A 17,777-nucleotide genomic window follows, 5' to 3' on the forward strand; every position below is an offset into this window, starting at 1 on the left:
GGGCCCTCGCCGGGCTGGCCTGCCTCGGGCAACGGCACTCGGTCCCGGGTCAGGAGTCGGTGTCGAGAGTCTCCTGGACCCGGTCCCGGGTAACGCTCAGCTTCTTCAAGACGCTGGCGACATGGTGCTCGACAGTGCGGGGGGACAGAGCGAGGGAGCGGGCGATCTGCTGGTTGGTGGAGCCGCCGGCGAGGAGTTGGGCGACCTCCTGTTCGCGGGGGGACAGATCGGTCCCGTAGCTGCGACGGCTGCGGGGGGTGAGGCGCGGCAGGCCGTTGTCGCGCAGCGCCCGTTGGCAGCGTGCAGCATCTGCGGTGGCGCCGAGGCGGGTGAAGGTGTCGAGGGCGTGGTGAAGGTCGCGGGTGGCTCGGCCGGGGTTGTGTGCGAGAGCGAGGAGGCCGCTCTGTTCGACGACCCTGGCCACGGTGGGGGCGCGGCCGATGGCGTCGTACTGGATCCGGGCACGCTCCAGGTGGGTGAGGGCGCCCTCGGGGTCGGTGTCGGCTGCGAGCAGGCCGCGGCACCAGGACGCTCCCGCGGCGACCCCGGGTGCGTTGAGGCCCTGGATGCCGTGTTCGGCGTCGTCGGTGATGCGGTGTGCCTCGTCGCGTCGGCCGCAGGCGAGTGCGGCCTGGACGGCGGTCGGTACCAGGTCGAGTGTTTGTGCCCAGAGTCCCTTACGGCGTCTGGCCACCACCACGGGTTGGATCCGCTGCCACGCGGCGGGCGCGTCGTCCTCCAGCATGTCGAGCCTGGCGAGCATGCTGATCGCCATCGGTCCGATGTCCGCGTTGGCGGCGGTGGTGAGTGGGGTCAGGCGGGTACGGGCCTGGAGCCATCGCCCCCCTGCCGTGTCCAGGATGGCGGCTGCCGCCGTCAGGGCGAGCCGGATGGTGCTGTCCTCTGCGGACTCCGACAGGGTCGCCTCGATCCTCCGGTCCAGGCCGGCCCAGTGTCCGCTCACGACGTCAAGACCCAGCCGGATGGCCCGGCAGCCCAGCTCCAGGATCTCCGAATCGGTATGACGTCCCAGTTCCTCGGCCTCACCGAGGAGTTCGTGCGCGGTCTGGTCGCAACCCCGGGACATCTCGTAATAGGCCGCGTTGTGGAGGGCCCGGGCGCAGTGGCGCAGGATGTCGCGGTCCGTGGCCCGCAGGGGCAGTTCCTTCAGGAGCTCCCGGCCGCGTGGGTCGCCGATGATCTCCAGCAATCCGATCCTTGTGGCGAGGACGTCGGCCAGGGTGAGGGTGTCGCCGGTGCCGGCGGCCAACCGCTCCGCTCGGTCCATCAGGGCCAGATCCTCTGCGACGGTGTCGCCTCTCTCGCTCATGGCGGAGCAGAAACTGAGGGTCGCCATGGCGCTTGCCGCGGTCGCCGGCCTGGTCTCCAATTCGGCGATCGCCTGTCTCAGCTCCGCCAGGTCCTCCCAGTACGCGTCGGTGTTCGTCAGGATCCGGATGAGATTGAAACGCATCTCGCCGCGGATCCCGGTGGGCAGGGCGGGGTCGGCGACGATCCGGCGCAGCGTCGCGACGCTGGCCGCGGGGTCGGTCCGGAAGGCGGCGATGGTGCCGAGGGCGAGGGCGGCGCGGGTGCGGTCGTCGGGTGGCAGGGTGGGTTCGGCAAGGAGTTGGCCCAGCAGCTCGGCGGCGACACCGTCGTCCCCGAGGGCGAAGGCGTGGTCTGCGGCAGCAAGGGCTCTGGGCAGCCAGGCCGCGGTGTCGCCGAGCCTGCCGATGTGGTGGGCGACCTGGACCAGGGCGGGCGGGTCCTGCCACTCCAGCGCCTCGGCGGCCCGGGCGTGCAGGCGGCGCCGCCGCGGTCCGGGGATCTGGTCGTAGACAGCGCGGCGGGCCAGGACGTGGTGAAATCCGTATCGCCCGGAACCCTTCTCGACCAGGACATCGGCTTCGAGCGCCGCGATGAGAGCCTGGCCGGCCTGATCCTCGTCCATCGCGGCGACCGCGGCGAGGAGTTCCTCGCCCGCAGGGACCGCCAGGACGGCGGCGGCCTGCACGACGGTGGTCGCATCGGCGCCGAGCGGTTCGATCCGGCTGTTCACTGCCTCCTGCAAGGCCCGCGGCACCAGGGCGTCTTCCAAGATCTGCAGCGCGCCACCACCGCGGGTGACGTGGCCGGCCAGGACGAGGAGGTCCTCCTCGGCGGCGATCGGGATCCCACCGCTGCGTTCGTACAGCGCCCGGCACAGCGACCCGGTGGCAGCCGGGCCGATCGCCGACGCCGCCAACTCGCGGACCTGCGCCTGCGAGAGCGGCCGAAGGATCATCTCGGTGCCGCCGACCCCGATCGGTCGACGATAAGGTGATCCGAGCACGCTTCCGCTGCCCGGCAGGTCGCGTGCCCGGTAGGTGAGCACCAGCCGCAGGCGGCCCGGTGGGTTGCGGGCAAGCAGGAGCAGCAGGTCCCGCGTGGCGTCATCCGCCCAGTGCACGTCCTCGACCATCAGCACGGCAGGACCCAGAGCCCCCAGGACCTGGTGCACCGCGCGCATCAGCCGTTGCCCGCGGCTACCCTCCGGGTCCAGGCCCATGTCCGGGCCCGTGGCGGGAAGCCGGTCGGCAAGTTCAGGCAGGTAGGCGGCCAGGACGGCCGTCGAGGGGCCGAACCGTGCCTCGGGCCCGAAGTGCGACCAGCCGTCGCGCAGCGCGTCGACCACCGGTCCGAAAGGCAGCGGCTCACGCAGCGGGTGACACGCGCCGCGCAGAACCGGCGTGCCGGCCGCCCGGATGCGGTGCTCGGCTTCCTGCAGCAGCCGGGACTTCCCGATCCCCGACGCACCCTCGACGAAGACCACGGCCGGCCCCTCACGCAGAGCTACCATGAGTGATCGGAGTTCGCCCTCACGGCCCACGAACGCGAAGCCCGCGCGACGGTCGAAGCTGGGCCCGTCGGCCCGCACAGCTGGCATGAAGCCTCCGAAGGACCTGACCAAACAGCTATGACGGCAATTGTTCCACTTGCCACACCGCTCGACCAGCAAGTCGGCCCCGGCCTTGCACCGGATGCATCCGGCAATCGGTGCCGGCTGCGCACGTTGCCGGCGAGGTCCGTGCCCACCCGGCCGACGGGTACCCACCCGTGACACCGGCAGCGCGCTCGCGGCCCCTGGATCGGCCGCGCCCAGGGCGCGAGGCCTGTGCCGTCTTCGCCTGCTGAGGCCTTCCTCGGTAGGCTGCTGAACACCGGTTCTTCACCTGGTCCGGCGGGTATCGGCCGACAGGGCCGCAGCGACCACCTCGTGCGCCGGCGTGACCGGCGACCGGCTCTCGACCCGTGACTTGGACCTGGGTCCAGGCCGGGTTTCCGAAGGGGTCGAAGGTGACGTTCTTGACCTTCGTGGAGTATCCCGAGTTCTTCCGGTAGTACCGGAGCGGGATGGCGGGCATGTCCTGCGCGAACACGGCCTCGGCCTGCTGGTACCCGGTGACCGTGGCCGGGATGCCGTGGTCCGGTCGGCCTGGTCGGCCAGTTGGTCGAACTGCGGGCTGCTGTAGCCGAAGTCGTTGGAGGCGGCGCCGGTGCGGTAGACGTCGGCGAGGAGGTTGGCGTTGAGCGGGTAGTCCTGGATCCAGCCGGTGCGGAACGCGCCGTTGACGGTGTGGCCGGTGATCGCCGTTCGGGCGGTCTTGAAGTCGACCTTCGGGTCGCCGACGCACTCCACCCCGGTGTTCTGGCGGATCGAGTTGCAGAGCGCGTCGACCCACTCCTTGTGGCCACCGTCCGCGTTGTAAGTGATCGTCAGCCTGTTGCCCGGCACCCCGCCGCCCTCGGTCCTGCAGTCCAACAGCCTGGACGTGCTGGACCAGGTCCCGCCGTCCGCCCTGGCGAGCTACGGGAGTGACCTCGGAAGCCGGGCGCGCTCGACGCCCCGCAGGGCGGCATCCAGAACATCGGCTTCACCCTCTACCAGCCCGAATGGCAGGGCGCGAACACGTCACTGCTGTCGATCTTCTCCGTGACCTACATCCGCAGTGCGCCGTTGCCCGGGTCGTAGTCCAACCAGGCCCTTGAAGAGGTTCAGGATGATGCGTGAGCCGCCGGCCTCGTTCGCGTTGGCCGGCTGGACCGGGTTCTGCGGCTCGCTGACCTGGTAGCTGAAGGACTTGGCGGCGTCGGCAGAGCCGCATCCCCCGCCGCTGCCGCACCCGCCGACCAGCAGGGTCACGGACGTGGCGTTGACCAGGGCACGGCGAACGAGGGTGGCAGCCGGCATGACGTCGCTCCTCAGGATACGGGTGCCCCCTCCAACTCCGTGAGAAGCGGGCGGATGCGGCGGCGCGCCGGGGTTGCGGCCGAACGCGCGAACTGCCTGGGCCACCTGGTGAAAGGAGCGGCGAGCATACCTTGGGCCCGACCGGCTGGCAGGGCGCCCGCAGCGGTTCGGCGGGCGCCAGCAGGAAATCGGGTGCTCAGCGTGCCGCAGAGCGGTCCGAGCGACCGCCGGCGGCCGGTGGCTTCGGCGCCGTGGCCCGGGCGGTGGTGATCAGCGCGCACAGGTTCGTCCGGCGGGCGCCGGCACGGTGGCCCGAGGGCAGGGTCGTCGACGAACGCCCCCGAGCGCGCCGCGGCCCGGGCGGCACGCTCGGTCCCGGGCCTCTGCCCAGGCTGCAGCAGGGGACGGCGAGCTCGGTGCCGAAGATCGAGCGCACTTCGGCCGGAGCCCGCGCAGCGAGGCCTCACCCTGGTGTCACTGCGGCGTGAGGACTGACGGCGGTGGTCCCCGAGGACGCCACGTCCGCGGAGACCACCGCCGGGAACCGTATGCCCCCGGGGATCGGAGGCGGGGCCCAGGTTCTGCCTCGGCCTGCTGCTCGGGAATGTTCCCGCCGTTGTCGGTGAGTCCCTTCCGGATGGAGGAAGGCTCAGGGGGCTGTCAGGTGCAGGTGATGACGGGCTGGGCCCAGTCGGCGTGGTCGGAGTCGTTGCTGCCGTTGTCGGTGACGCGCAGGGTGAGTTCCTGGACGCCGGTCAGGTCGGCGGCGAGGTCCTGCGGGCCGTCGGCGCCGGTGCGGATGGCGCTGGTGGCGACCTGGCCGTCGCCCACGATCTGGAAGGTCACGGAGCCCTTGTTCCCGACCTCGTCGTCCACGCCGACGGTGGTGGTGAGGTTGGTGCACCTGCCGCCGAGGTAGTAGGCGACCTCGGAGAAGGCATGCGCGCCGAGGCCCTTGGTGTAGGTGGTGCCTCCGATGGTCAGGGTGTGGCCGTCGCCGGCGCTGTTGCCGCCGTTGCTGCGGTCAAGCTCGACCGGCCCGTATCCGTTGACGGGCGTGGAGAGCCAGGGCAGGTCGGACAGGGCGTGGCTGCCCGGGGTGGGGGCGGCATCTCCGCAGGCGATCCGGGGGTTGGCCCAGTCGGCGTGGTCGTAGGTGTCGCCGTTGCCGTTGTCGGTGACGCGCAGGGTGAGTTCCTGGACGCCGGTGAGGTCGGCGGTGAGGTTCTGGGGGCCGTCGGCGCCGGTGCGGGTGGCACTGGTGGCGAGAACGCCGTCGCCCAGGATCTGGAAGGTCACGGAGCCCTTGTTCCCGACCTCGTCGTCCACTCCCACGGTCGCGAGGAGCGAGTTGCAGGAGCCGCCGAGGTAGTACTTGACGTCTGAGGCCGCGTGCACGCCGAGGCCCTTGGTGTAGGTGGTCCCGCCGATGGTCAGGGTGTGGCCGTCACCGGCACGGGTCTCGCCGTTGCTGGTGTTGAGCTCCGCCGGGCCCCATCCGTTGCTCGGCGCGGAGCGCCAGGGCAGGTCGGCGAGCGGGGTGATTCCCTTGGGCGGCGCGGCCGAGGTGTTCGGGGTGACCTTGAGCAGGCGGCTGCCGTGTGCGGGCAGGGTGGCGCCGAAGGAGTCGGCGACGCTGGTGCTGTCCGTCTTCGTCCACAGGTCGTGCACCGTCGCGGTGCCGCCGAAGCCGAGGTCGGACCAGTCGGCGGTGACGGTGGCCGCGGAGTCAGCGAGGTTGAACAGCGCCACGGTGTAGCTGCCGTCGGGGTTCGGGGTCTGCCAGACCTGCTGCTGGGTCGACTGGTCGATCGGACGGGCCGTGCGGCCGGCCTGGTTGACCGCGATGACCTCCTGGTTCTGCAGCATCGCGACGTCGTCCGGGTCCAGCGTCCTGGTGAGGTCGGTACCGAGCATCAGGACGGAGTTGGCGATCGCCCACAGGGTCATGTGGGTCTGCATCTCGTCCCGGGTCAGGCCGGATCCGCTCGCGCCCGGGCCGTTGCCGATCTCCAGCGAGTCGAGGTCGTTCCAGCCGCCCCTGCCGTTGTACTTGGTCCACTTCGGCGCGCTGGTGAAGCGGTTGGCGACCTTGCCCCAGGTGGTCAGCGGGTAGGAGCTGCCGGCGGCGCCGCAGTAGCATTCGAGATCGCCGTCGGTGCGCCAGCTGTTGGCGTTGGCCTGCCAGATGTCGGCGGAGCCGCGGTCCAGCGCGAGTGACAGGCCGAGGTGGATCGGCCGGCCGGTCTGCTTGAGCGCCTGCGACCAGTGCTGGACGTTGACCTCGTCCGAGTTGACGCCGTCGAGCTTCAGGTAGTCCACACCCCAGGACGCGAACAGGTTCGCCCAGGAGTTGAGGTAGGCCTGGGCAGCGGCCGGGTTCTTGTTCCAGTCGATGGTGTACATCCCCGTGTTGCGGCCGGGCCCGAAGTTGACCGCGAAGTGCGTGGTGTCGGAGACGATGTCCTGGGCGTGGAAGCCGGTGCCCTCGATCGGCTTGTTCTTCGCGTACGCGTCCACCGGGATGCCGGGGGTGACATAGATGCCGAACTTCTCGCCGTAGCCGTGGACGTAGTCGGCGACGTCCTTGATGCCGCTCTTGGTGCCGGCGTCCGGGAACCGTGCGGGGTCGGTCTGCCAGCGCCCGTAGGTGTCCGAGTTCGTCTGCGGCGCGAGGTAGTAGAAGTCGTCGAGGTTGATGTTCTTGAAGCCGACGGCGACCAGGCCCTTGTCGGACATGGCCTTGGCCTGGTCCTTGAGCTTCTGCGCGGTCGGGTTGGCTCGGACGGTGCTCCAGCTGCTCCAGCCCATCGGGGGCGTGAAGGCTGCGTTGTTGTCCTGGGCGGCGGCGGGTGGGGCGCCGATCATGAGGGGGCCGATGGATGCGGCGAGTGCCGCTGCGACGGTGAGCGCCAACGTGCGGCGCCCGCGGTGGGGGCTTGGGGCGATGTCGTCCATGGATTGTCCTTGCGGGCTGCGGCGCGGAAGTTCTACGGCTCGCGCGCGGCGGGTGGGGGTGGGGGGTGGGGGTGGGGGTGGACACGGCAGAGCACGTCGGGCCGTGTCTCTGTCGATCTCGACCGAGGCGGTCCGGCCGCCTGCGTGTCCGGGCGCTTCCCGCGCCGATGACCATGCGGGAAGACGCCTCCCGACGTGCGCGTCGGGAGGATCGGGGGCCGCAGGTGGGGTTGGGGCCCGCCCTGCGGGAGGGGAGGAACTGCCGGAGGCGCTGCGTGGCGCCTGCTGCCGAAGCTGGCCAGCCGGGGTGGCGGGGCCGGCTGGGATGATCGGCGCCGGGCCGGGTGGGGGGACCCGGCTGGGGCGGGTGGCGAGGCGGGGTCGGAGCGGGTCAGGCCGTGGGGGGCCGGTGGCCGTGGGAGGCCGGTACTGGCGCGGGGCAAGGTGGCCGTCGCCGGCACCAGGGGTCGGAGCCGTGGCGCGGCCGGGGGCGTCCACGCTGGAGGTCATCCAGGCGGGCAAAAGACACGAGATCTTCCAGAATTCAACAGATTCCAACGATTGGGGACTGTGATACAGACGCGTTCATGACACGGTCAGGACGGAGCGGCGGTTGCACCGGTCAGATTTCTGGAGGTGCCGGACGGTGCGTGAGCCGCAGCCATGCCCGCGACTGCGACATGCGAACCGAGAGGGCTCCATGATCCCGGAGATCTCACGGGCAACCCACAGGATCGCAGGGCAAGGCGCGACCCGCGCCTTCGGCAGTGCGGCCAACTGATGACCCAAAGGCGCTAGGGCGAAGGCCCGTTGCACCCCGCAAGGACGATGGTTCGGCCGGCGAAACGTCCCCCCTAGGGCACCCCGCCGGCCGAACCTGCCGTGCGGCTCGGGCCGTCGGCAGAAGCCGGTTCGGGTGCCCGGGGAGGAATTCCCGAACCGGCAGGCAAGCGTCGCCGCCCCCCGGGCTGGCCTCCGGGAGACGGATACTTTCACATCCTGCCCGGTCAGAAGATAGCAGCAGCGAACAGATACCAACAGGCGTCACGGAGAAATCGAGTCATCCCTGTGGTCTTATGTTGAACTTCTCCCGGGCGGACCCCGGAACCCCGCCCGGCACGTTGACCGCCGTGACCGAGGGCGCGACGGACGTCACCGCCGGCGGAACCGACGATTCCGGGATCTCACCACGCCCCCGTTATGTTCTTCGCGGTCCTGCAAGCGGGCCGCTGGCCTCCGGGCCCGGCACGACGAGGTCCACGAAGTCGCGGCACTTCGCCCCGTACCCGCTCATGTCCGCCGGGCGGCACCGCGCCCGGGCGGCCTTCTCGCGCCCTCGGTGCAGGCCCCGTCCAGAAGTAGAGCGCGAGGCCGCGGGGAGTTCACCCCGCCGTCCGGTTCCCGGATCATCCAGACCATCACGAAGAGGGGCCGGCGGCGGCCGCCAGACGCGCCTGGCGCCGCCGGGCCTCCTCGTCGTCGCCCAGCGGCCCGATCTTGGTCCACTCGCGCGAGATCGGTTGATCGGTGACCGGGGCCCAGTAGACGTACGGCAGCACCAGCAGGTTGTGCACCTCGCGCGGCCGCCGCTCGTACCCCTCCACCGAGGTGCCGAGTTAGGCGCAATCCCCCGCGTACCGGCCGAGCTCCACACGCCCGTCGCGCCACAGCGCTCTGTGCGGATCACCCGCTTTGGCCTGGAACTGCCCCGCCGGCAGGCGCAGCGCCGCCTCCAGCGACCCGAGCCGGCCGTTGCACATCCGGCAGAGCGCACCCCGAACCTCGTCCGTCAGGTGGTCGTGATCGACCTCCATCGACCCGGCCCCGCACAACGCGCACCGCGGCCGCTCCGCCCGGAACTGCGCCTTCGCCTCCGACGACATCCTCCGGTACTTCACGTGCTCCTCCAGCAACGGGATCCACTCATCTGCCGCCACGGTCGCAGGCAGCTCCGACAGGCGTCACCCGATCGACCGTGTCGCCCCGCGCCGCTGACCAGGCCCTTCTGTCGGAGCGGAGTTCTGCCCTCGAAAGGCGGGCGGACTCCACCCCCGGGAGAAGGACGAGATGGACGACACGATCACCGCTGCCAGGTCCTCTGCCCGGCCTGCGGCTCGGACCGCCAGGCCCCGCAGGGCGCAGGACTGGGGAGGCCTGACCCCAGTCTGGTCGGCCAGCGGCAGTCGGTGGAGGATGGCGACGTGACGATCACCAGAAAGGCCGATGCCGCGTAGACGGCCTGGCCGCGTCCGTGCCGAGCTTCCGTACCGGCCTCGGTTGCAAGACGACATCACGATCATCCACGGGCCGTCCGCGGCAGCCCTCGCTGAGGTTCGACGGATGGAGCGCCAGAAGAAGTACCTGTGGCCGGGCTCGATCGGGTCGGCCATGGTGCGCTGGCGACGCTTCGTCCACCAGCCGAACCGTCGGTTGTGGAACTACGGAGATGACGCCAGCGGATGGACGAGGGCCGGCGCCGGGTCGTCAGCCCAGTTTGCTGCGTGCGCTGCTGGGGCCGGATCGGGCTCGGCGGGTGCGTGCCGGTCGGGACGGGCGGACGTCCGGGGTGGCTTCGTCGGCCTGCAGGGTCCGGGCGGTGAGGGCCGCCTTCGCCGCGGCAAGCGCCACGGCCGCGGCGGCCGCCGGCTCCGGGATCCCGCGCTGGCACATCAGGCCCTGACACACGGTGCACCAGACCGGGCTCGCCGGGCCGTCCGGGTAGGACATACCCTCGGGCGGCAGGTAGTGGACGCCACATTCCAGGCACTCGAAGACGTACCTCATCCGACGATCACCGTCCCCGCGCCGCCGCACGCGCTGCAGGGCGACCAGAACCGCTCCACGCGGTGGACCTGATTGCCGTCCGCGTCCAGGTCGACCTTGTGCTGCTCCTTCTCCGTGCCGCGGGCCCCGCCGCACGAGGCGCAGGTGCGGATCTCCGTCGCCATAACCCAACCCTCCGTAGCTACCTGATGACGGTACCGCCCGGCAGCGGGTCTGGGGAGCGTCCTGCGGGGATTCGCCCGGCCCCGCGACGAACCCACCGCCGCACGGTGAGTACAGCGGGCCTGCGGCAGGGCGGCAGGACAGGTTCCCACCGCTGCGTTCCCACCGCCGCCGGCGACGGCGCCGTCCGGCTACAGCGGCGCGGCCGGACATCGTCCTACGGACGCAACGGCGGCAGCCCGGGCCACGCCACGGGCGATCGGGCTCGACAGAGCCGGGAGGCGGCCCGGCGCCCGGCACCCGCGTCGGGGCCTGGTGTCAGCGGGTGCTGAGCCGCCGTTCGACGAGGGCAGCGACGATCAGCGCGGGGGTCCCGGCGAGCGACAGGACGGCGGCGCGGCCGGCCTGTCGCAGCAGCGAAACCTGAGCCCGCTCGTCCGGGAGTGGCTGAACGTCGAGCGGCGGCTGCAACACGGGAGGGCCAGTACGCGCGGATGCGGGCGGCGCTCGCCGGGTGCGATCAGCCGCGGACGGCGCTGAACTGGATCCGCAGCTCCCACTCCGGCCGCCTCCTGGCCGCCACGTTCCTCACCGCCATGCGGGAGCTGGGCCTGGCACTCGCCGACGTCACCCGGCACGACGTCGACGCCGGGCTCGCCGGCAATCCCGGCACCCACTACGAGGTCCGCGATTTCCTGGTCCGGGCCGCCCGCTGCGGCCGCAGCCGCCCCCTGCTGGTCCCCCACCGCCCAAGGCCGGCCCCGAGGGCCTCGACGAGGACTCCCACTGGGACCTCCTCCAGCAGTGCCTCACCGACACCGCGCTGCCCCTGGAGGTCCGCGCCGCCGGAGCCGCCCGGCCCGCACAACCGCACTCGTCCGACTCGCCCAGGACCTGCCGCCGGCGATCCTCACCCCCATCACCCGCCCAGCAATGGCGCCGCCGCGCCGCCACCGACTGGACCGCCTAGTACTCCAGTACGACTTCGTGATCTTTCGCCTGGGTGCTGACAGAATCGGCGCCATGACGGACGACATTCGAGAGATTTTCGAACAGGCTGGCTGTGAAGGCGCATTATGCGTCCAGCCACTGGAAGGCGACGCCGAGTTCGGCCTGCATGCTGATGAGCCTGTAGTCCCAGCCTCGGTGGTCAAGGTGCAGGTCGCTCTGGAGGTGGAGACCTCGTTCGCCGAAGGCCGGTTGGACCCGTGCGAGCGGGTGACGCTGAGTGCCGCCGACCGGACTCCCGGCCCGGTCGGGATCTCGCTCTTCAACGACGATGCCGTGCTCTCATGGCGGGACATGGTCGTCCTGATGCTCACCATCAGCGACAACCACACGACCGACGCGCTGCTGCGGCGAGTCGGCGTTGACGCGCTCAACGCGACAGCGACGCGGCTCGGGCTGACCGGCACTGCGATCGACTCCGACCTGCAGACCATGCTCGACTCCATCGGCCAGGACCTGGGCTGTGCCAGTTGGAACGAATCGCTGGCCTGGGCAGCCGGCGCATCGGCAGACGAGATGGCGCAGGCCGACGAGAGGCTCCTTGCCTCCCGCGCCTTGGACCCGTCGCAGGGGACCCGAACCACCCCTCGTGACATGGTCGGACTACTGCGGCTGATCTGGACGGACCAGGCAGGCCCAGCCGCCGCGTGCGAACGTGTGCGTGCCGTAATGGCCCGGCAGTTGACCCGACACCGGATCGCGAGCGGGTTCCGGCTGCCAGTACGGGTCGCAGCCAAGAGCGGCAGCCTGGTCGGCGTGATCCGCAACGAGATCGGCGTGATCTCCTATCCCGACGGCCGCCGATATGCCGCCGCTGTCTTCACTCGATCCCGGCCTGGCTCGGACGACGCCGCGATCAGCCGCGCCATCGGCGCTGTCACCGCGCAGGCCGTCACCGCCCTACAGGACACGGGGGCCTGAAGTCCTTCTGGCACCAGCTACAGACACCCAGGCTTCCGACCAGCAAAGCGGGTCCATGCCGGGCCCGCCACCTGCGTCAACACCGGCCAGGGCACGCCGTCGGCCGGGTGACCAACCGTGCCTCACCGCCCGGCCGCCGGTAGACGTGACCCCATGATCATCACTTACAGGTGGCGCCGCAGTGCCACCGTCCTGACCGCGCTCGCCGCACGACTCAACTCGAAGGCCGAGCCGGAACCCGCACCAGATCCGCCCCTTCGCCCTCCTCTGGTTGTGAGTTCACTCCGGGTTTCCCCCAGGAATCCTCGAACTCGCGCGCTTCGCTCGAAGGCCGACAAGGACCCCGCCGACGGGCTCCCGCCCGCGCAGAGCTACCGCTGCACCTACCTCACCGACTGGACCGCGGTGAAGACCCGCTGGGGCCTCACCGTCGACCAGCGCGAAGCCGACGCACTGCACCGGCTCGCCGCAGACTGCAGGGACGAACCGCTCACCGTCACCCTCGCCCGCTGACCACCGCGCAGCACCGTGCCTTGAACGAGATGCTCGGCACCTGCCCGCAGTAACCCCCGCCGCAGGATTGCTGCCCCCGGGACCGCAGCACTCCCCGACCCGGCCGCCGCCGCGGGAGCCGCCCGGCGGCTTCCGCCGGCACGCACAGGAAGGGGTTGCCGCCTCCTGCCCACGACCGTACCGCCGCGGGACGCATGTCCGGCGCGGGTCCTCCCCAGCTCGGGCAGCCCGAGCAGACCAGCCATCTGACAAAGGGCGCTGCGACGGATTTCCATCCTCCGAATGTCGTAGGGGTAGCAGCGCAGGTAGATCGCCGTTCCCGCTGTGGCGTTTCGGACCGTGTCGATTCCCATGACGTCCGCCTCCTCCGAGAAGTCCCAGAGGCGCCCGACTCAGGGTTCACGTTCTGATTTCCGCCTCTGCCCCAGGGAACGCCAACAGAAAAGTCGAATCCATAGTTCGGGAACTCGGATTCGACTACATCTCGCATCATTCATAGGGGATCGATAGGTAGTCCACTCCGTATGGGGCCATTACGCGTCCGGACTCCTGCGCGGCGGCCGACGCTCACAACGACAGCCTCTGACCACCCACCTGGCTGCCGATACCTCGGACGTGGGTCCGCGCCGAAGCGGGGACGGGTCAGGTGAGGGCGCGCCGGCAGCCGAGTTCGCGGCCGAGCAGGCCCGGGCCTACGGGATGCGACTGCTCGATGACGGCGGTCTGCTGGAGCAGCTGGCGCGCCAGCTGCTCCAGCAGACCGCCGAGCTGGTCGTCAACCTCGGTCCTTCTGAGTACCAGCCCTGGCCCCTTCGCGTCCGGTGAGCTGGAACCGGCCGCCAAATTTTCACCGACCGACCCGGTGGACCGAGCCACTTGGCACGGTCGCCGACCGTGTCACCGGACGGAGAGGTGTGGCCGAAAATCTAGGCGGGGCGGCGAAGACTGGCCGGGTGAGCAGGATGTCGCCGGCGCGCTGGACGCGCAGCAGGAGACCGTTTCCCGGTAACTGTGAGAGCCCTCCTGGGAGACGTAGGCCTGCTGATCCAAGCCACCGTCTTGGAGCATGGCGTAGATCGCCTGCACTCTCTGCTTGTATGTGCTCTAATCCGAGCCCTATCATGCACAATCAAGCATCCTCGGCTCACCGAAAGAGCACTCGGCCCGCTGCACCCGAGGCACCCCGGGGGAACCCCAGGGTCGCCTTAGGAGGCGGGGAGGAAGCCGACAATTCACCTGTTTCGTCCCACACCCGCATGTTCCCGCATGCTTCCGATTCTGTACGTCGGTGATCGGATACCTCTCGCAGAACGCGTGCACCTCACGATCAGGCCAGGCCCAGCCGAAAGGCGGGTGGCCCTGCCTGTCGCGTCGAGATGCGCGTCTCTCCCGCAAGAAGTTGTTCCGCCGGTGAGGACCTGTGGTCGGGTCCGCGCTCCTTCCTCCCGCAGTTGTATTCCCCTCTTCCCCCCGGTCCGGCGCGGTGCCGCACCTTGCCCCAGGGCGGTGCGGTCCGTCCACATGAAGGAGTCATCGATGAGGTTGTTTCGTCGGCGAGGCCCTGGCCTCGCCGCTCTGGGTGCCGTCGCCATTGCGACGTCGCTGTTGTCGGGTACGACGGGGGTGACGGCCGCTCGTGCGGTGTCGGCCCTGCCGGCGATCGTGCCCCAGCCGGTCTCCGAGTCGGCCGGCACCGGCAGCGGGTTCACCCTGGCCGCCGGGACGCAGGTCGACGTGCTGTCCACCGACCCGGCCGCGTTCGGCGTCGGCGGCTACCTGTCGGGGCTCCTGGCGCCCGCGACCGGGTTCACCCTCCCGGTGGTCAGCTCGACCCAGCCGGCGGGCAACGCCGTCGTGCTGGACCCGAACGGCCCGGCCACGCTCGGGGCGGAGGGCTACACCCTCACCTCGAACAGCGGCGGCGTCACCGTGACGGCGCACGGCGCCGAGGGCCTCTTCCGCGGCGTCCAGACCCTGCGCCAACTGCTGCCGGCCGCCGTGGAGTCGCCCACGGTGAAGCCGGGGCCGTGGACGGTCGCGCCCGTGCAGATATCCGACTCGCCCCGGTACTCCTACCGCGGCGCGATGCTCGACGTGGCACGCCGCTTCTACCCCGTGGCGCAGGTCAAGCGCTTCATCGACGAATCCGCCGCGTACAAGATCAACACCCTTCACCTCCACCTGACCGACGATCAGGGCTGGCGGATCGCGATCGGCGCGCTGCCGAACCTGACCACGGTGGGAGCCAGCACCCAGAGCGGCTTCACCGGCGGCACCTCCTGGTACTACACCGCGGCCGAGTACCAGGACCTCGTCGCGTACGCCAAGTCGCGGTTCATGACGCTCGTCCCGGAGATCGACGGCCCGGGCCACACCAGCGCGGCGCTGGCCTCCGTCGCCAACCTGAACTGCAACAACCAGGCGATCGCCCCGTACTCCGGCGTCGACGTGGGCATCAGCCTCTACTGCCTCGGCGACGCGCAGCACGTCGCCAACGTCGGCAGCTTCCTGAGCACCGTGATCAGCACGGTGGCGGCGCTCACCCCGGGCCCCTACCTCCACGTGGGCGGCGACGAGACCCCGCAGGCCACGGCCGCCCAGTACGCCTCGTACGTGTCGGCGGCCGCCTCGGCGACCACCGCCCAGGGCAAGACCCTGATCGGCTGGCACCAGCTCGGCCAGGGCACCCTCCCGGCGAACAGCCTGCTCCAGTTCTGGGGCGACGCCGCCGACCGGGCCACCGTGGGCACCTCGCAGGAGTCCAAGAGCATCCAGCAGGTCCGCTCCGGGGCCGCGCAGGGCGCCAGGTTCATCATGTCCCCCTCGGACCACGCCTACCTGGACATGAAGTACGACTCCAGCACCCCCTACGGCCTGAGCTGGGACGGCTACGTCTCGGCCCAGAAGGCCTACGACTGGGACCCGACGACCGTCACCGCCAAGACCAACGGCACCTCCCCGGTCGTGCCGGCCGCCCAGATCGCCGGCGTGGAGGCCGCACTCTGGGCCGACCGCGCCTACTCGCCCAGCACCAGCACGCCGAACTCCGGCAGCCAGTTCCCCGAACCGTCCGTCTACACCGACCACATGAGCTTCCCCCGGCTGCCGGCCGTCGCCGAGATCGGCTGGTCGCCGCAGTCCACCCACGACTGGACCGGCTTCAGCCAGCGCCTCGCCGCCCAGGGCCCGCGCTGGACGGCCGCGGGCATCGCCTTCTACGCCGCCCCCGACATCACCTGGCCGAGCACCCCCGGCACCCTGAACGGCGTGCACACCGTCACCACCGGCGGCCAGGCCCTGGACGACCCGGCCAGCTCCACCAGCAACGGCCTCCAGCTGGACACCTGGGCACTGCACGGCGGCAGCAACCAGAAGTGGACCTTCACCCAGCAGTCCGACGGCTCCTACACGCTCGTCAACGGCGCCTCCGGTCTCTGCCTCGACGTGAACGGCGGCTCGATGTCCGCCGGCGCGGCCGTGATCCAGTACACCTGCAGCGGCGGCCTCAACCAGCGCTGGCAGGCCGTGGCGCTGGCCGGCGGCGGCTACACCCTGGCCTCGGCCAAGAGCGGGCTGCTGCTGACCACCGCCTCGACCGCCAACGGCGCCCTGGTGACCCAGCAGAACAACACCAACGCGGCTCTGCAGCACTGGACCATCACCTGACCCGGCCAGGCCTGGTGCGGCCCAGGTAGCCCCGAGGGCGCCCGCTCGGTCCGAGCGGGCGCCCAACCGGTGTACGCCGCCCGGAGCATCCGCGTTCGCCGTGCCTACGGTGCATAGGACCGCCCTCTTTGCCCCGCTGCTGTCTGCAGTCGTCCCGGCACGCGGGTCCGACCTCGCATTCCGCCTCTTTCCGCGCGCCATGAGGGCGTACTTCGTCCCCATCGGCCCAGCCCGAATGACCCACCCGGACGACATAGGCGCCCGCCTCGGCTACCACGAGTATGCCGTCGGCCGTCTGGGCAGACCTGAACGACTGACACACAGGTTCGACGCCTCAAGTGCGATTCGGAGAAGCGGTGTTCGTCCGACGGGGGCGCCCGGGTCTTCGTTGTTCCGCGCTGTCGGGCCCAGGCTGCACGCGGCCGAGGGCAGAGCGCGAGGCGTTCGCTCGTCGCGACCCGGCGATGCGTCACGGGTTCCAGCGGATGCCGTGGAAGCCCGGCGGTACGTCGTAGTCCGCCAGGTGCACCCGGTCGTCGATGACGCGCAACGTGGCCACGTCCTTGTGCGGGGAGGCGCCGTCCAGCCGCCAGACCCGGTACGCCTGGCCGACACCGGTGCCGGGCGCGAAGCGGACCGTCAGGTCGAGGTGCTGCCCGGCACGGCGGAACCACCGGCCGTGACAGGGCTCCGGCTGACCGGCCGTGAGGTGGTACTCCAACGCGAAGGTCTCGCCCGCGCCGAGCGGGGCCCACAGCAACTCGGCGGCGACCAGGGCGGCCTCCCGGGTCGGTACGCACCCGGCCGAGACGGCAGTCGCGGCCGGCCCGGACGGGTTCGTCCAGCAGCCGGCCGAGGGCCCCGCCGGGCAGGTCGAGCACGGCCTCCAGTACGGCCACGAGGTGCAGGCTGTCCGGCCGGCGCGGGCGGCTGACTCCGCGCTGCCAGTTGCTGAGGGTGGAGATGCTTACCGACAGGCCGCGGGCGGCCAGCCGATCACGGAGGCGCTCCAGACCGAGGCCCCGAGCCGCGATCGCCGAGCGCAGCACCGTGTGGAACGGGCCGGTGGTGGGAACGTCATCCATGGCGCGGCGAGAACCCCCGGATCATCAGCACACAGCAGGCTTTGAGCACCCCGGCTCGTACCCTTCCGAAGGGCACCCCGATCCGTGCCGGTCTCTGCCGAGGCAGCCGCAGAGGCCGCCCCTCACCTCCCGCTTCGAACCGCACCCGTACCGGCGTTCTGCTCCGTTCGGCACGCCGGCACCATAGGGGCGTCACGGCAGGCGGGAGGCCTCCGGCCTGCGAACCCGACCTGCTTCGCGACTCCCTGGCACCCACCCATGGGCGCAGGCATCCGGCCGATCCGGCCCGATGCCGAGTCGCGGCAAGCTCGGCCGGAGCAGTCGGCTGCTTGAACGCCGGAGACGGTGCCGGCCCAGTCGGGACGGACTTCTCCAAAATTCGCCGGCGTCGGCGTCCTGACGGGTGCCGTCGCGCCAGTGGTCCGCGAGATGCCGACAGGGGAACA

General features: G+C 70.9%; 14 protein-coding genes. 4 read left to right on the forward strand and 10 right to left on the reverse strand.

Annotation, left to right across the window (positions count from 1 at the left end):
• Positions 1–49: 49 nt before the first annotated feature.
• The 9 genes from J2S46_RS00790 to J2S46_RS00830 all read right to left on the reverse strand — a co-directional run bounded on the left by J2S46_RS00790 (position 50) and on the right by J2S46_RS00830 (position 10,612).
• Positions 50–2,929 carry an ATP-binding protein gene (locus tag J2S46_RS00790; protein ID WP_191294351.1) on the reverse strand — a complete coding sequence of 960 codons (2,880 nt, stop codon included), beginning with the start codon at positions 2,927–2,929 and terminating at the stop codon, positions 50–52.
• 282 nt (positions 2,930–3,211) lie between these two features.
• Positions 3,212–3,805, reverse strand: a complete 594-nt coding sequence (locus tag J2S46_RS00795; protein WP_191294352.1) for a hypothetical protein — start codon at positions 3,803–3,805, stop codon at positions 3,212–3,214.
• Positions 3,806–3,955: 150 nt separating this feature from the next.
• Positions 3,956–4,234: a hypothetical protein gene (locus J2S46_RS00800; protein ID WP_307348183.1), complete on the reverse strand. Its 279-nt coding sequence runs from the start codon at positions 4,232–4,234 to the stop codon at positions 3,956–3,958.
• Between the two features lie 660 nt (positions 4,235–4,894).
• Positions 4,895–7,192, reverse strand: a complete 2,298-nt coding sequence (locus J2S46_RS00805; RefSeq protein WP_191294354.1) for an NPCBM/NEW2 domain-containing protein — start codon at positions 7,190–7,192, stop codon at positions 4,895–4,897.
• A 1,418-nt stretch (positions 7,193–8,610) separates the two neighbouring features.
• On the reverse strand, positions 8,611–8,796 hold the full coding sequence (locus tag J2S46_RS00810) for a hypothetical protein (protein ID WP_191294355.1): 186 nt from the start codon (positions 8,794–8,796) through the stop codon (positions 8,611–8,613).
• Between the two features lie 12 nt (positions 8,797–8,808).
• The gene (locus tag J2S46_RS00815) at positions 8,809–9,129 is read right to left on the reverse strand and encodes an endonuclease domain-containing protein (RefSeq protein ID WP_229913371.1); all 321 of its coding nucleotides are present in this window, start codon (positions 9,127–9,129) and stop codon (positions 8,809–8,811) included.
• 547 nt (positions 9,130–9,676) lie between these two features.
• The gene (locus tag J2S46_RS00820; RefSeq protein WP_191294356.1) at positions 9,677–9,976 is read right to left on the reverse strand and encodes a hypothetical protein; all 300 of its coding nucleotides are present in this window, start codon (positions 9,974–9,976) and stop codon (positions 9,677–9,679) included.
• On the reverse strand, positions 9,973–10,140 hold the full coding sequence (locus J2S46_RS00825; RefSeq protein ID WP_191294357.1) for a hypothetical protein: 168 nt from the start codon (positions 10,138–10,140) through the stop codon (positions 9,973–9,975). The genes J2S46_RS00820 and J2S46_RS00825 overlap by 4 nt, the downstream gene beginning before the upstream one ends.
• A 316-nt stretch (positions 10,141–10,456) precedes the next feature.
• Positions 10,457–10,612 carry a hypothetical protein gene (locus J2S46_RS00830; RefSeq protein WP_191294358.1) on the reverse strand — a complete coding sequence of 52 codons (156 nt, stop codon included), beginning with the start codon at positions 10,610–10,612 and terminating at the stop codon, positions 10,457–10,459.
• A gap of 549 nt (positions 10,613–11,161) precedes the next feature.
• Between J2S46_RS00830 and J2S46_RS00835 the strand changes: the two genes are divergently transcribed.
• The 4 genes from J2S46_RS00835 to J2S46_RS00850 all read left to right on the forward strand — a co-directional run bounded on the left by J2S46_RS00835 (position 11,162) and on the right by J2S46_RS00850 (position 16,246).
• A complete protein-coding gene (locus tag J2S46_RS00835; RefSeq protein ID WP_191294359.1) occupies positions 11,162–12,067 on the forward strand; it encodes a serine hydrolase in 906 nt (301 codons plus the stop codon).
• A gap of 273 nt (positions 12,068–12,340) precedes the next feature.
• Entirely contained in the window at positions 12,341–12,580 is a 240-nt protein-coding gene (locus J2S46_RS00840; RefSeq protein ID WP_191294360.1) for a hypothetical protein, read from the forward strand.
• A gap of 615 nt (positions 12,581–13,195) precedes the next feature.
• Positions 13,196–13,405: a hypothetical protein gene (locus J2S46_RS00845; protein ID WP_191294361.1), complete on the forward strand. Its 210-nt coding sequence runs from the start codon at positions 13,196–13,198 to the stop codon at positions 13,403–13,405.
• Positions 13,406–14,203: 798 nt separating this feature from the next.
• A complete protein-coding gene (locus tag J2S46_RS00850; RefSeq protein ID WP_307348195.1) occupies positions 14,204–16,246 on the forward strand; it encodes a family 20 glycosylhydrolase in 2,043 nt (680 codons plus the stop codon).
• 469 nt (positions 16,247–16,715) lie between these two features.
• Here the strand turns inward: J2S46_RS00850 and J2S46_RS00855 are convergent, their stop codons facing one another.
• The gene (locus J2S46_RS00855; RefSeq protein ID WP_307348198.1) at positions 16,716–17,006 is read right to left on the reverse strand and encodes a hypothetical protein; all 291 of its coding nucleotides are present in this window, start codon (positions 17,004–17,006) and stop codon (positions 16,716–16,718) included.
• Between the last annotated feature and the right edge of the window lie 771 nt (positions 17,007–17,777).

Source organism: Kitasatospora herbaricolor (genome assembly GCF_030813695.1).
Taxonomy (GTDB): Bacteria; Actinomycetota; Actinomycetes; order Streptomycetales; family Streptomycetaceae; genus Kitasatospora; species Kitasatospora herbaricolor.